This is a genomic window from Serratia sp. CY38905, from assembly GCF_052168875.1.
Classification (GTDB): domain Bacteria; phylum Pseudomonadota; class Gammaproteobacteria; order Enterobacterales; family Enterobacteriaceae; genus Serratia; species Serratia sarumanii.
This window is the reverse complement of sequence record NZ_JBJNLV010000006.1, coordinates 236,602-249,534: the sequence shown is the minus strand read 5'-3', so window position 1 is coordinate 249,534 and position 12,933 is coordinate 236,602. Positions and strand designations below refer to the sequence as shown.

At 59.4% G+C, this 12,933-nt stretch carries 16 protein-coding genes; 9 read left to right on the top strand and 7 right to left on the bottom strand.

The window, feature by feature from the left end; all coding sequences use genetic code 11:
* Positions 1-17: 17 nt before the first annotated feature.
* Positions 18-635: a LysE family translocator gene (locus tag ACJ8MK_RS15605; protein WP_033635505.1), complete on the bottom strand. Its 618-nt coding sequence runs from the start codon at positions 633-635 to the stop codon at positions 18-20.
* Between the two features lie 193 nt (positions 636-828).
* Between ACJ8MK_RS15605 and ACJ8MK_RS15600 the strand changes: the two genes are divergently transcribed.
* Positions 829-1,290 (top strand): Lrp/AsnC family transcriptional regulator, encoded by a 462-nt coding sequence (locus ACJ8MK_RS15600; RefSeq protein ID WP_033635506.1) that lies wholly within the window; start codon positions 829-831, stop codon positions 1,288-1,290.
* A 34-nt stretch (positions 1,291-1,324) separates the two neighbouring features.
* Here ACJ8MK_RS15600 and ACJ8MK_RS15595 read toward each other — a convergent pair whose 3' ends face one another.
* Together ACJ8MK_RS15595 and ACJ8MK_RS15590 are read right to left on the bottom strand one after the other, a co-directional pair.
* Positions 1,325-2,533, bottom strand: coding sequence for an NAD(P)/FAD-dependent oxidoreductase (locus ACJ8MK_RS15595; RefSeq protein ID WP_440481799.1), 1,209 nt, complete (start codon positions 2,531-2,533; stop codon positions 1,325-1,327).
* 159 nt (positions 2,534-2,692) lie between these two features.
* Positions 2,693-3,232: an RrF2 family transcriptional regulator gene (locus ACJ8MK_RS15590; RefSeq protein ID WP_025303838.1), complete on the bottom strand. Its 540-nt coding sequence runs from the start codon at positions 3,230-3,232 to the stop codon at positions 2,693-2,695.
* Between the two features lie 339 nt (positions 3,233-3,571).
* Here ACJ8MK_RS15590 and ACJ8MK_RS15585 point away from each other — a divergent pair, with 339 nt between their 5' ends.
* From ACJ8MK_RS15585 to ACJ8MK_RS15570, 4 genes are all read left to right on the top strand, one after another.
* On the top strand, positions 3,572-5,041 hold the full coding sequence (locus tag ACJ8MK_RS15585; protein WP_033635508.1) for a beta-barrel assembly-enhancing protease: 1,470 nt from the start codon (positions 3,572-3,574) through the stop codon (positions 5,039-5,041).
* A 20-nt stretch (positions 5,042-5,061) separates the two neighbouring features.
* Complete coding sequence (gene arsC / locus ACJ8MK_RS15580) at positions 5,062-5,415, top strand: arsenate reductase (glutaredoxin) (protein ID WP_033648817.1); 354 nt, start codon at positions 5,062-5,064, stop codon at positions 5,413-5,415.
* Positions 5,416-5,615: 200 nt separating this feature from the next.
* Positions 5,616-5,846: a hypothetical protein gene (locus ACJ8MK_RS15575; protein WP_033644019.1), complete on the top strand. Its 231-nt coding sequence runs from the start codon at positions 5,616-5,618 to the stop codon at positions 5,844-5,846.
* Between the two features lie 13 nt (positions 5,847-5,859).
* Positions 5,860-6,405: a helix-turn-helix transcriptional regulator gene (locus ACJ8MK_RS15570; RefSeq protein WP_041036242.1), complete on the top strand. Its 546-nt coding sequence runs from the start codon at positions 5,860-5,862 to the stop codon at positions 6,403-6,405.
* Between the two features lie 7 nt (positions 6,406-6,412).
* Here the strand turns inward: ACJ8MK_RS15570 and hda are convergent, their stop codons facing one another.
* Entirely contained in the window at positions 6,413-7,114 is a 702-nt protein-coding gene (hda, locus tag ACJ8MK_RS15565) for a DnaA inactivator Hda (protein WP_025159568.1), read from the bottom strand.
* 272 nt (positions 7,115-7,386) lie between these two features.
* On the opposite strand from hda, the gene ACJ8MK_RS15560 reads away from it, so the two are divergent.
* Both ACJ8MK_RS15560 and ACJ8MK_RS15555 read left to right on the top strand, forming a co-directional pair.
* Entirely contained in the window at positions 7,387-7,902 is a 516-nt protein-coding gene (locus ACJ8MK_RS15560) for a hypothetical protein (protein ID WP_033635512.1), read from the top strand.
* Between the two features lie 31 nt (positions 7,903-7,933).
* Positions 7,934-8,182 carry a GlsB/YeaQ/YmgE family stress response membrane protein gene (locus tag ACJ8MK_RS15555; RefSeq protein ID WP_033635514.1) on the top strand — a complete coding sequence of 83 codons (249 nt, stop codon included), beginning with the start codon at positions 7,934-7,936 and terminating at the stop codon, positions 8,180-8,182.
* 36 nt (positions 8,183-8,218) lie between these two features.
* Here ACJ8MK_RS15555 and ACJ8MK_RS15550 read toward each other — a convergent pair whose 3' ends face one another.
* From ACJ8MK_RS15550 to upp, 3 genes are all read right to left on the bottom strand, one after another.
* Positions 8,219-8,869 carry a DUF421 domain-containing protein gene (locus ACJ8MK_RS15550; RefSeq protein ID WP_033648818.1) on the bottom strand — a complete coding sequence of 217 codons (651 nt, stop codon included), beginning with the start codon at positions 8,867-8,869 and terminating at the stop codon, positions 8,219-8,221.
* A 108-nt stretch (positions 8,870-8,977) separates the two neighbouring features.
* A complete protein-coding gene (gene uraA, locus ACJ8MK_RS15545) occupies positions 8,978-10,267 on the bottom strand; it encodes a uracil permease (protein WP_033635515.1) in 1,290 nt (429 codons plus the stop codon).
* 76 nt (positions 10,268-10,343) lie between these two features.
* A complete protein-coding gene (gene upp / locus ACJ8MK_RS15540) occupies positions 10,344-10,970 on the bottom strand; it encodes a uracil phosphoribosyltransferase (RefSeq protein ID WP_004941642.1) in 627 nt (208 codons plus the stop codon).
* A 255-nt stretch (positions 10,971-11,225) separates the two neighbouring features.
* Here upp and purM point away from each other — a divergent pair, with 255 nt between their 5' ends.
* Together purM and purN are read left to right on the top strand one after the other, a co-directional pair.
* Positions 11,226-12,263 carry a phosphoribosylformylglycinamidine cyclo-ligase gene (purM, locus tag ACJ8MK_RS15535; protein ID WP_025303843.1) on the top strand — a complete coding sequence of 346 codons (1,038 nt, stop codon included), beginning with the start codon at positions 11,226-11,228 and terminating at the stop codon, positions 12,261-12,263.
* Entirely contained in the window at positions 12,263-12,901 is a 639-nt protein-coding gene (gene purN, locus ACJ8MK_RS15530; protein WP_101427213.1) for a phosphoribosylglycinamide formyltransferase, read from the top strand. The genes purM and purN overlap by 1 nt, the downstream gene beginning before the upstream one ends.
* Positions 12,902-12,933: the final 32 nt, after the last annotated feature.

Here is a 12,933-nt window from a genome sequence, read left to right as displayed (position 1 = left end):
TTTTCGCTGACCAGGCGCTATTTCAGCGCCTGCTCGGCCAGCAGCCCGAGGGCGATGACGATCATCGCCGCGCCGGAGATGCGCCCCACCACCTTCGCAGCCTGTGGGCGCGTGCGCAGTACCGACTGCGATCCGAATCCCACCAGCAGATACACCAGGCCGCAGCTGATCAAATGCACGACGCCCAACGCCAGCATCTGCATCGGCACCGACCATTCGGCCCGGGCGTCGGTAAACTGCGGCAGCAGCGCCAAAAACAGCAGAAACACCTTGGGGTTCAGGCCGCTGACGCACACGCCCTTGCCGGCCCAGCGCAGCCAGGAATCGGAACGCTGATCTTCACCGGCGCCGGGCACCGGCGGGTGCAGCAGCATGTTGCAACCGATCCACAACAGGTAAGCCGCTCCCAGCAAGGTAAGCGCCGTCAGCGCCAACGGGTTGCCGACCAGCAGCGCGCCGACGCCCGCCACCACGATCGCAATCATCAACAAATGGCCAAACAATAAACCGGCGACGGCGGGCACCACCACCCGGCCGCGAATGCCCGCCGAGATCACATAGGCCCAATCCATACCCGGCGTGATCACCAACAAAATAGACACCGCCCAAAAAGCGGCGAACAGAGCGAGCGTCATACCGCCGCCCTCTCAAACGCGCTGCGCCACACTGAACAGAGAACCATTGCGCTTTCCTCGTGGAAGAAGAACGGCCCCGCCTGCCGCGGCGGCCGTCAAAACCGTTCAACAGATGGCAAGAATATCCTCAAGGGATTAAAATGTGCTTTCAATTACTTGCCTGAAATCGGCATAAGAGGGGAAATTCTTCTAAATGGATAAGATTGATCGCAAGATTCTTGCTGAACTGCAGGCCGACGGCCGTTTGTCGGTGACCGAGCTGGCCGAGCGGATCGGGTTGAGCGTATCCCCCTGCCACCGCCGGGTGCGAGCGTTAGAGGAATCCGGGGTGATCAGAGGTTACCGCGCCCAGCTCGATCCCGGCAGCCTGGGCTATAACTTTTCCGCCCTGGTGTTCGTCACCATGCGCGAAGGCGATCGCCGCGCCGTTGAAACTTTCGAAAACGCCATGATGGACATTCCCCAGGTGGTGCAGGCGCAGCGGCTGTTCGGCGATCCCGACTACCTGCTGCACGTGATCGCCCGCGATCTGCCCGCCTTTCAACAGCTTTACGACGAGAAACTCTCCGCTCTGCCGGGCGTGCAGCGTCTGAGCTCCACCCTGGTGATGAAGACCGTGGTGCCGGAGCGCTCGTTCCTGCCGCTGGGAAAATGACGACGGGAGCGTTGCCGCTCCCGTTTTGACTTATTTAAGGCACAATCACGAAATCCGGATTGGCTACGGCGAACAGCGCCTCGCGATCCGCCGCCGGTGGATAAATCCACTGCGTATTGATCTCCTGCTTAATCTTTTTGCCTTCCTGACGGGTAAAACGCACCTGGCGATCCCAGCCTTCGGTATACAGCGCGCCCCAGGGCCCCAGATCCAGACAGGTCACATACTTCGGCTGGCTGTACGGGTGCGTCGGCAATCCCACCAGCTCCGCCGCCGCATTGTGGCCGGCCACGCGGCCAAGGCTCATCGCATGCTGGCAGGTCATCAGGTTGTGGTTGCCGAGATCGTCGGTCGCCGCCTTCACCGTATCCCCGGTCACGAAAATGCCCGTCGCCGCCGGCGCGCGCAGGAAGGCGTCGCCGATCACCCGGCCGCTGCCGTCGCGCTCGCCGGGGATCTGCTCGGTCAGCGGATGCGCCCGCACGCCCGCCGCCAGGATCACCGTGTTGGCGGCGATGCGCTCACCGTTCGACAGCATCACCCCCTCGGCGTCGATGGCCGAGACGCGCAGACCGGCCCGCGCTTCCACGCCGCACTCCGCCAGCGCCTGGCGTATCACCGCCCCCGGCTCCGCCCCCATCCCGGCACCCACTTCCGGCGCGCTATCGACGATCACCACGCGCACGTTCTCGTCTTTGCCCAGCGCATCCCGCAGCCGCTGCGGCATCTCCGCCGCGCTCTCCAGCCCGGTCAGCCCCGCACCCACCACCACGGCGGTGTTGCGCGCCGGCGTCGACGGTTTGGCCGCCAGCGCTTTGATATGGGCATCCAAGCGCTGCGCGCTTTCCAACGTATCGACGTTGAAACCGTATTCGGCAAAGCCCGGCACCGCCGGCACGGAGAGCCGACTGCCGGTGGCCCACACCAGGCGGTCGTAGACCAGCTCAAGGGATCCCCCCGTCGCCTGCGCCACCGTGAGCGTTTTGGCGGCGGCGTCGATGCGTTCTACCGTCCCGGCCAGGTGGCGCACGCCGACGGCGGCGAGCTGCGCGGAAATGTCCGGGTTCATGTTTTCCAGCACCGCTTCATACAGGCGCGGCCGGATGGTGACCGTTGGCGTCGGCGAAACCATGAGCACCTCGATATCGTCATGCTTACCGGCGATGTTAATGGCGCGCATGGCGGACACGGCGGCCCAAAAACCGGCAAAACCGGAACCGGCAATCACTATTTTCTGCGTCATGGGATGACTCCTTCATACAGGGTTAACCGGGCGATAAGGCTGCCCGCAAGTTTTCGGATGAACGATGCCGTTCCGCTCCCGTAACAGGGTGCAGAAGGCCCGCCCGCCCCTTCCGAAGAGGCGGGAAAAAGTGTGTTTCGCTTTAAGGAAAGGCGGTGGTTAGGTCTTGGCGCGCGCCGTTTTGCCGCTGCGCGCGGTGCGTTCCGTCATGCGCTCGTCGAGCCAGAGGTTGACCTCACCGAAGAAGCCCTGCGGCGCCTTGCGGCCAAAGCGGGCCGCGACGGCGCCGAGGGTCTGCGCCGCCAGCGCGTCGCGCATCGCCTTCTCCGCCTGCAGCATCACCGCATGGATCGCGCATTTGCCGGAAACCGCCCAATCCGGCGGGGAATCATCGAACACCGCGCAGCGCCCGCGCACCTCCTGGCAATCGAACAGCGGCTTGTGCCCTTCGATGGCGTCGATGATCGCCAGGAAGCTGATCTCGTCCGCCGGGCGCGCCAGACGATAACCGCCGCGCACCCCTTCACTGGCGGCGACGATCCCTGCCTTTTCCAGCTTGGGGAAAATCTTGGCCAGAAAGCTGGGGGAGATGCCCTGCAGTTCGGCGAGTTCGCGGCTGCTGAGCGCGCGCTGGTTATCGCCGACCAGCCACAGCAGGCAGTGGATGCCATATTCAACGCTGGTTGTGATGTACGCCATGTGTCCGTTTTCGACCGTCAATGAATCTTCAATAACGCAGACTATATGAGTCTGCGTTTATCTTGTCAATAAAACACGGACAAAGTTGATCCGTGTTTTATTCGAAATGCATGCCGCCAGCGACGAAAAAACGCCCTTCAAAATGAAAAATAAAACTTTTTTGCCCGATCCGCACCCGGCTAACGTTTCCTTGTCGCCTGCGGCTGACTATGATGTGATGGGTGCCGCCGCCGCGGTTTGTGAGCCGCCGCACTTTCACGCGGATTGCGCCGTGGGAATAAAGAACTCTTGTCTGCTGCTGACGTCTTAGAAATGATTATTTAAGGGAAACGCCTGACTATGACCAACCGGTTGACCAAAACCGCGTTAGCGGTGCTGCTGCTCGGCACGCTGAACGCCACCGCCCTGGCGCCAGCACAGGCGGAAAGCCAGGATCAGTTGCCGGATATGGGCACCTCCGCCGGCGGCACCCTGAGCATCGGACAAGAGCTGGCGATGGGCGATTTCTACGTGCGCCAACTGCGCGCCAGCGCCCCGCTGATCAACGATCCGCTGCTGAGCCAGTACATCAACCAGTTGGGCAACCGGCTGGTGGCCAGCGCCTATTCGGTGCGCACGCCGTTCCATTTCTATCTGGTGCGCAACGACGAGATCAACGCCTTCGCCTTCTTCGGCGGCAACGTGGTGCTGCACTCCGCGCTGCTGCGCGTCAGCGACAACGAAAGCCAGCTGGCTTCGGTGCTGGCACACGAAATCTCGCACGTCACCCAGCGCCACCTGGCGCGCGCAATGGAAGATCAGCAGCGCAACGCCCCGCTGACCTGGGTGGGCGCGCTCGGCTCCATTCTGCTGGCGATGGCCAACCCGACCATGGGCATGGCGGCGCTGAGCGGCACCCTGGCCGGCACCCAGCAGGGCATGATCAGCTTTACCCAGTCGAACGAACAGGAAGCCGACCGCATCGGCATTCAGGTGCTGCAGCGCGCCGGATTCGATCCGGAAGCGATGCCCGACTTCCTGCAGAAGCTCTCGGATCAGTCACGCTACGCCTCTAAACCGCCGGAAATGCTGCTGACGCACCCGTTGCCGGACAGCCGCCTTTCCGACGCGCGCAACCGCGCCAACCAGATGCCGAAACACATCGTGCAGTCTTCGCAGGATTACCTGATGGCCAAGGTGCGCGCACTGGGCATGTACAGTTCGGAGGGCTATGGCCTGAACGAAGAGCTGCTCGGCTCGCTCAGCAAGGGCAACGTGCGCGAACAGGCGGCCGCCAAATACGGCCGCGCCATCCTGTTCTATGAAGCGAAAAAATACGACGACGCGCGCAACATCATTCAGCCGATGCTGGCGCAGGATGCGAAAAACGTCTGGCTGATCGACCTGATGACCGACATCGATCTCGGCCAGAAACGCGCGCCGCAGGCCATCGCCCGGCTGCAGGCGGCCAACGCCGCCCAGAGCAACAACCCGGTGCTGCAGCTCAACCTGGCCAACGCCTATGTCGAAGGCAACCAGCCGGCGCAGGCCTCGAAGATCCTGAACCGCTACACCTTTGCCCATCCGGACGATCCGAACGGCTGGGATCTGCTGGCGCAGGCCAGCGCCGCCCAAGGGCTGCGCGATGAAGAACTGTCGGCCCGCGCCGAAAGCCTGGCGCTGACCGGCCGGCTCGATCAGGCCATCGGCCTGCTCAGCAATGCCAGCTCGCTGCAGAAACTCGGCAGCCTGAAACAGGCGCGCTACGATGCGCGCATCGACCAGCTGCGCCAACTGCAACAGCGCTTCCGCCAATACCAGCGCAGCTGATGCAACAAGGAATGAACGCCATGAAAAACGTCACGATTTACCACAACCCGCGCTGCTCCAAGAGCCGTGAAACCCTGGCGCTGCTGGAACAGCACGGCGTCGATCCCAAGGTGGTGCTGTACCTTGAAACGCCCCCGTCGGCCGATGAGCTGAAAAAGCTGTTGAAGGAACTGGGCTTCACATCGGCGCGCGATCTGATGCGCAAGAAAGAAGACCTGTACAAGGAATTGAAGCTGGCGGACGACAGCCTGAGCGAAGAACAGCTGCTGGCGGCGATGACGGCGAACCCGAAACTGATCGAACGCCCGATCGTGGTGAAAGGCAGCAAGGCGCGCATCGGCCGGCCGCCGGAGCAGGTGCTGGAGATTTTGTAAACGGTCAACCCGCCTCTTATTGAGCCGTAACATACCAATAGCCCTGAACAGGGCTATTTTTAATTGTTTGTTATATAAATACTTTTCATCATCCTCAACTTCTCCTGTTGCTATGCTGCACAAATGCCGAGCCTCACGGCAAGACAGGCGTTGACAACCGTCAACACCCCCACTACCCTAATCGCATCACTGGACGAGCGATGAAAAAACACCCAGACAAGCATATCCAGGCGGCATTAGCTTACGCCCTTTCTCAGGGATGGCATTTTCGCCCCAGCAAAGGGCACGCATTTGGACGACTGCATTGCGCCTTTGCCGGACATCAAGAACATATGATGAGCATCTGGAGCACGCCGAAAAATCCAGAGGTACATGCCAAACAGATTCGGCGCAAAGTCGATCACTGCCTGGCGCTGTCGCAGAAAAAATAACCGGAGAATCACCATGACGCTCTTTCATTTCTCATTGACGCTAGATGGAGTGACCGCGGATACCACCGGGTTGGAGGATGCGCTGCATGCAGCGGGATGCGATGACGCGCTGATCTGTTTCTACGGTAAAACCGTCTACCTGGAGTTCGATCGAGAAAGCGATAACTTTGCGCACGCGATTTGCAGCGCCATCAGTGATATTGAGTCTGCAAATATTGGCGCCAAGGTGATATCGGTAGACTCCAGCCTGGTGGGATTAAGCGATATTGCCGAGCTCACTGAACTGTCGCGTCAGGCGATCGCGATGCTAAAAGACGGGACTCGCGGCCCCGGCGGCTTCCCTTCCCCCATTCAACGGCTCGGCGGCACCTCACCGTTATGGCGCTGGGCTGACGTGGCGGCCTGGTTGGCGCAACAAGGGAAAATCGACCCACGGCTTGCAGACAATGCGCAGTGTCTGGAACATATCAATCTCGCTTTGCAACTGCGAAGCGATCGGCAACGCCAGCAGGTTGAGCACTACAGCTCCCTGCTGGAACATGCAGAAAAACAGGTTTGACGGCTCGCTACAGCCCCAGGATCTCTTTAACGAACGGGATGGTCAGCTTGCGCTGGGCGGTGATCGAGGCGCGATCGAGTTGATCGAGGGTCATAAACAGCGTGCGCATCTCGCGATCCAGCCGTTTCAACAGGAAGCGGCCCACGTCTTCCGGCAGCTCGAAGCCGCGCAGTTTGCCGCGCAGCTGCAGCGCCAGCAGTTTCTCTTCGTCCGACAGCGGCTGCAGCTTGTAGATCTGCCCCCAGTCCAGGCGCGAAGCCAGATCCGGCAAACGCAGGTTCAGCTGGCGCGGTGGGCGATCTCCGGTGATGAACAAACGGGTGCGGCCGGTTTCCAGAATGCGGTTGTAGAGGTTGAAGATCGCCATCTCCCACTCTTCGTCGCCGGCGATGCATTCAATATTGTCGATGCAGACCAGCGCCAGCTGCTCCATGCCGTCCAACACTTCAGGCACGAAGTAGGCGCGCTTGTCGAGCGGCACATAGCCCACCGCCTCGCCCTTCTGCGAAAGCTCGGCACAGGCCGCATGCAGCAGATGGCTGCGCCCGCCGCCTTCACGCGACCAAAAATAGATATAGCTGCCATGTTCCTGACGGACGGCGGATTGGATCGCGGCTAATAGGGATGGGTTCTCGCCCGGATAAAAACTGGCGAAAGTTTCATCATCGGGAAGATAAAGTGGCAGTGAAAGCTGTGCCGGCGTATTCAGAGAAGCACCTCAACCAAAACTGGCAGAAAAACGTGGGCAGTTTAACACAGAAAACGGGCGCTGTTGAACCGGCAGGATCTTATGCCGCAATAGTGAGCAATGCCTAAGCGCCGCTTGATCGGCTGCGGTGTCCGCCAAGGCAAGAATTGTCCGATATCATTCCCTAACTCCATGCCTGCGCAGGTTAAATTTGTAATTTAAGTAAAATCTGACCTAGTATAGGTAGGCTAAATGCAATCACCATCAACAAGGTTTCTGCAAGGATATAGACGATGAAAGTATGGAATAAAGTGCTGTTGGCCTCCTTTATCGGGTTGTTGGTTGCCGGCTGTGATGACTCGTCCAAGGTTGACGCCAACCTGGATAAAGCCAAAGACAGCGCCGAGCAGATGAAAGACGCCGCCCAGAAAAAAGCGGACGATCTGACGGACAAGGCGAAAGCAACGGCGGATGAAATCAAAAAAGAGGCCGCCACCCAGGCTGACCAGCTGAAAGACAAAGCCTCGGCGATTAAAGATGAAGCCGCCAAACAGGCGGACGCCATCACCAACGACGCCAAGGCCAAAGCCGCCGCGATCAAAGACGACGCAGGCAAACAGAGCCAGCAGTTGGTGGATCAGGCTAAAGCCATCAAGAACGACGCCATCAACGGCGCCAACGATCTGACCGAGCAGGCCAAGGCCAAGACCGAAGCCATCAAGAGCAGCGCCGAAAACAAAGCGCAAGAGTTGAAACAAGAGACCGATGCGGCGGTAAACGGCGATACGCAGCCGGCCACCCAGCAATAAGCATACTCAGCAATAAAGTAAGGAGCAGTAAATGGGGATTATTTCCTGGATTATTTTCGGCCTGATCGCCGGTATTTTGGCTAAGTGGATCATGCCCGGCAAAGACGGCGGCGGCTTTATCCTGACCATCGTGCTGGGGATCATCGGCGCCGTGGTCGGCGGCTATATCAGCACCTTCTTCGGCTACGGCAAGGTTGACGGCTTCAACTTCGGCAGCTTTGTGGTGGCGGTCATCGGCGCTATCGTGGTGCTGTTCGTGTACCGCAAAATTCGCAGCTAATATGATATTGGGGGGGCTGAGGCTCCCCCTTTTTCACTATTTGACCATGCGTCCGTCATTAAGAATGAACGCAGTTCTACCGTCCCAAAACTCAGCAATAAAAATATCTTTCGGCTCTATACCGTGTTCACGGATAGTTTGGCTCAACCACTCCTCATCTTTATTAATCTCCTGCAGCTCATAAGGCCTGGCCCTGCCATTTTTCATAATGATAATCGAAGGCAGCTCATTTCCCTCACATACCGCGGTGATCTGACCGCCCGGCTCAATTTGCGCATAGACAATCTCTTGAAAAGCGTGAATCCCCTGCGCATGCAGCTGTGAGGAAACGTTCAAGATATCGATTTTATTTTTCTTGGCTAAAATATTTTCCATTAAAAAGCGGCCGTTTTTTATAATTGGTATCGGGTTGCCGATAGTGACCGAACGAAAGAAGTTGCAGTGTTTACTGATTGCATTCAACAGAGAAATTAGCCCTACACCGATAAGCAGTACAACGACATACTGGTACAAGGGGATGCTGTCGCTATAGATAACGCCCCCAATAATGCCCCCGAGCACAAAGTTGCCGATAAAATCCACAGGGGTCATTTGCGATAGCTGGGTCTTTCCGGACAGGTTCAAGTGGGTGATAACAATGACAAAGCCAATAACAAATTTGAGCAAAATATATCCGTAGTACTCCATATCCTTTTCCTTTTAATCGATGTTGTTAATGCTATCAGCTACTTTATCCCAACGGATGTAAAGGCAGAAATACGAGTAAAAAGGGCAGCCCCTGGGCTGCCCTTTTCGTTACTTCTGCTTCGCCGGTTCGTCCGGCGCGTCGAGCACCTCTTCTTCCTTGCGGAACAGGCTGATGACCTTGAACAGCAGGCTCAGGCCGATACCCACGATGGTCGCCAGCGCCATGCCTTTCAGCTCCGCCGCGCCGATATGCACCTTGGCGCCGCTCACGCCGATGATCAGGATCACCGAGGTCAAAATCAGGTTTTGCGCTTTGTTGTAATCCACTTTGGACTCGATCAGCACGCGAATGCCCGAGGCGCCGATCACGCCGTACAGCAGCAGGGAAACGCCGCCCATCACCGGCACCGGCACCGCCTGGATCGCCGCCGCCAGCTTACCGATGCAGGACAGCAGGATCGCCAGCACCGCCGCGCCACCGATCACCCAGGTGCTGTAGACCTTGGTGATGGCCATCACGCCGATGTTCTCACCGTAGGTGGTGTTCGGCGTAGAGCCGAAGAAGCCGGAGAACACCGTCGAGATACCGTTGGCGAACATCGAGCGGTGCAGCCCGGGATCGCGTATCAGATCTTTCTTCACGATGTTGGCGGTCACCACCAGGTGGCCGACGTGCTCGGCGATCACCACCAGCGCCGCCGGCAGAATGGTGAAGATGGCGAACCACTCAAAGCGCGGAGTGTAGAAGGTCGGCAGCGCGAACCAGTGCGCCTCGCGAATCGGAGTCAAATCCACCACGCCCATGAAGAACGACAGCGCATAGCCCACCAGCACGCCGATCAGGATCGGGATAATCGCCAGGAAGCCGCGGAACAGCACCGAGCCGAGCACCGTGACCGCCAGCGTCACCAGCGAAATGGTGATGGTAGTCGAATCAGCGCTGGTGCCTTCCGCCGGCAGCAGCCCCGCCATGTTGGCCGCCACGCCCGCCAACTCCAGCCCGATGACGGCGACGATCGCCCCCATCGCCGCCGGCGGGAACATCACGTCCAGCCAGCCGGTGCCGGCCTTTTTCACGATCAGCGCCACCAGGCAGAACAGCACGCCGCACATGATGAAACCGCCCAACGCCACTTCGTAACCGAGCGGCAACAGCAGCAGCACCGGCGAGATAAACGCGAAGCTGGAACCGAGGTAGGCCGGGATCTTGCCTTTACAGATGAACAGATACAGCAGCGTGCCAATGCCGTTGAACAGCAGCACGGTCGCCGGGTTGATCTTGAACAGAATAGGCACCAGCACGGTGGCGCCGAACATGGCGAACAGGTGCTGGAAGCTGAGCGGAATGGTCTGGAGCAGCGGCGGGCGCTCGCTGACGCCGATGGCGCGACGGGTCATGTGTGCTTTTCCTCGGTTTATTGGTTTTATAGGTTTTAGTCAAAAAAAAGCCGACTCGTTAAGTCGGCTCAAATGTTTACTTGGTACCAAATATCTTGTCGCCCGCATCGCCCAGGCCAGGCACGATGTAGCCCTTGTCGTTCAGGCACTGATCGATGGAGGCGGTGTACAGCTCAACGTCCGGGTGCGCTTTCTCCAGCGCGGCGATGCCTTCCGGCGCCGCCACCAGAACCAGCACCTTGATGCTGTGGCAGCCGGCTTTCTTCAGCAGATCGATAGTGGCGATCATCGAACCGCCGGTGGCCAGCATCGGGTCGACGACCAGCGCCATCCGCTCTTCGATGTTGGAAACCAGCTTCTGGAAGTACGGCACCGGCTCCAGGGTTTCTTCGTCGCGGTATACGCCCACCACGCTGATGCGCGCGCTCGGCACGTGCTCCAAAACGCCTTCCATCATGCCCAGGCCTGCGCGCAGGATCGGCACTACGGTAATCTTTTTCCCTTTGATCTGATCCACTTCAACTGGCCCGCACCAGCCTTCGATGGTGACTTTTTCCGTCTCCAGATCGGCGGTCGCTTCATAGGTCAGTAAACTACCCACTTCTGAGGCCAGCTCACGGAAGCGTTTGGTGCTGATGTCATTTTCGCGCATCAGGCCAAGCTTGTGTTTTACCAGCGGGTGTTTCACCTCAACGATCTTCATCATTTTTCTCCTATTAAGGTGGTTGCGGCCAAAAAAATCGCGGGATTATACCTCCTTTTTTTCGCCGCGCCACCCACAATAGCCCGATCGGGATCAACAAAAGTTTGAATATCAGTATAGATGACGAAAAAGCGGAGCCGGTTCACAAGCCACTCGCAAACGTTTGCCTGCGCTGTTAGAATTGCCGCGCCTTATTCCGGAATCAACATCGGAAGCACAGTTTTCAAACCGCAAACCGTCGTGGGGAATCGCGCAGTGACCGACAAAACCTCTCTCAGCTATAAAGACGCAGGTGTCGATATCGATGCTGGCAACGCATTGGTAGACCGCATCAAAGGTGTAGTTAAACAGACCCGTCGCCCGGAAGTGATGGGCGGTCTGGGCGGGTTTGGCGCCCTGTGTGCGTTGCCGCAGAAATACCGCGAGCCGGTGCTGGTTTCCGGTACCGACGGCGTGGGCACCAAGCTGCGTCTGGCGATGGATCTGAAACGCCACGACACCATCGGCATCGATCTGGTGGCGATGTGCGTCAACGATCTGGTGGTTCAGGGCGCCGAGCCGCTGTTCTTCCTCGACTACTACGCGACCGGCAAGCTGGATGTGGACACCGCGGCCAGCGTGATCACCGGCATCGCCGAAGGCTGCAAACAGTCCGGCTGTGCGCTGGTGGGCGGCGAAACCGCTGAAATGCCGGGCATGTACCACGGCGAAGATTACGACGTGGCCGGTTTCTGCGTCGGCGTGGTCGAAAAATCCGAGATCATCGACGGCAGCAAAGTGCAGTCCGGCGACGCGCTGATCGCCCTGGGCGCTTCCGGCCCGCACTCCAACGGCTACTCGCTGGTGCGCAAAATCCTGGAAGTGAGCAACACCGATCCGACCGCCACCCAGCTGGAAGGCAAACCGCTGGCCGACCACCTGCTGGCGCCGACCAAGATTTACGTGAAGTCCGTGCTGGAGCTGATCGAGAAGGCGGACGTACACGCCATCGCTCACCTCACCGGCGGCGGCTTCTGGGAAAACATTCCACGCGTGCTGCCGGAAGGCATGCAGGCGGTGATCGACGAAGCCAGCTGGCAGTGGCCGGCGGTGTTCACCTGGCTGCAGCAGGCCGGCAACGTCAGCCGCCATGAAATGTACCGCACCTTCAACTGCGGCGTAGGCATGGTCATCGCCCTGCCGGAAGCCGAAGTGGAAGCGGCCATCGCGCTGCTGACCGCGGCAGGTGAAAAAGCGTGGAAAATCGGTAAACTGACCGCCTCTTCCGACGAACAACAAGTGGTCATCAACTGATGAAAAAGATCGTGGTGTTGGTCTCCGGCCAGGGGAGCAATCTCCAGGCGCTGATTGACGCCTGCCAGCAGGGCCGCATCGCCGCCGAGATCGTGGCGGTGTTCAGCAACAAGGCGCAGGCTTACGGCCTGCAACGCGCCGAGGCGGCCGGCATCGTCGCCCAGGCGCTGGATGCCAAGGCCTATGCCGATCGCACGGCGTTCGACGCCGCGTTGGCGGACGCCATCGACCAGCACCAACCCGATCTGGTGGTGCTGGCCGGCTACATGCGCATCCTCAGCCCGCAGTTCGTGCAGCGTTATGCCGGCCGCATGCTGAACATCCACCCTTCCCTGCTGCCGAAATACCCCGGGCTGCATACCCACCGTCAGGCCATCGACAACGGCGACAGCGAACACGGCACCTCGGTGCACTTCGTGACCGAACAGCTCGACGGCGGCCCGGTGATTTTGCAGGCCAAGGTGCCGATTTTCGCTGACGACGAAGAGGATGACGTGGTTGAACGGGTGCAAACCCAGGAACACACGATCTATCCGCTGGTGGTGAGCTGGTTCGTCGACGGCCGCCTGGCGATGCGCGATGGCGCCGCCTGGCTGGACGGCGAACGCCTGCCTGAGCAGGGCCACGCCGCCGACTGATGCGCGCAGCCTGAACCTTGCCTAAACGGCGC

Excerpts from the sequence above, each read along its gene's own strand:
- ACJ8MK_RS15605 (WP_033635505.1), bottom strand. The coding sequence starts at position 635 with ATGACGCTCGCTCTGTTCGCCGCTTTTTGGGCGGTGTCTATTTTGTTG.
- ACJ8MK_RS15600 (WP_033635506.1), top strand. The coding sequence starts at position 829 with ATGGATAAGATTGATCGCAAGATTCTTGCTGAACTGCAGGCCGACGGC.
- ACJ8MK_RS15595 (WP_440481799.1), bottom strand. The coding sequence starts at position 2,533 with ATGACGCAGAAAATAGTGATTGCCGGTTCCGGTTTTGCCGGTTTTTGG.
- ACJ8MK_RS15590 (WP_025303838.1), bottom strand. The coding sequence starts at position 3,232 with ATGGCGTACATCACAACCAGCGTTGAATATGGCATCCACTGCCTGCTG.
- ACJ8MK_RS15585 (WP_033635508.1), top strand. The coding sequence starts at position 3,572 with ATGACCAACCGGTTGACCAAAACCGCGTTAGCGGTGCTGCTGCTCGGC.
- arsC (WP_033648817.1), top strand. The coding sequence starts at position 5,062 with ATGAAAAACGTCACGATTTACCACAACCCGCGCTGCTCCAAGAGCCGT.
- ACJ8MK_RS15575 (WP_033644019.1), top strand. The coding sequence starts at position 5,616 with ATGAAAAAACACCCAGACAAGCATATCCAGGCGGCATTAGCTTACGCC.
- ACJ8MK_RS15570 (WP_041036242.1), top strand. The coding sequence starts at position 5,860 with ATGACGCTCTTTCATTTCTCATTGACGCTAGATGGAGTGACCGCGGAT.
- ACJ8MK_RS15560 (WP_033635512.1), top strand. The coding sequence starts at position 7,387 with ATGAAAGTATGGAATAAAGTGCTGTTGGCCTCCTTTATCGGGTTGTTG.
- ACJ8MK_RS15555 (WP_033635514.1), top strand. The coding sequence starts at position 7,934 with ATGGGGATTATTTCCTGGATTATTTTCGGCCTGATCGCCGGTATTTTG.
- ACJ8MK_RS15550 (WP_033648818.1), bottom strand. The coding sequence starts at position 8,869 with ATGGAGTACTACGGATATATTTTGCTCAAATTTGTTATTGGCTTTGTC.
- uraA (WP_033635515.1), bottom strand. The coding sequence starts at position 10,267 with ATGACCCGTCGCGCCATCGGCGTCAGCGAGCGCCCGCCGCTGCTCCAG.
- upp (WP_004941642.1), bottom strand. The coding sequence starts at position 10,970 with ATGAAGATCGTTGAGGTGAAACACCCGCTGGTAAAACACAAGCTTGGC.
- purN (WP_101427213.1), top strand. The coding sequence starts at position 12,263 with ATGAAAAAGATCGTGGTGTTGGTCTCCGGCCAGGGGAGCAATCTCCAG.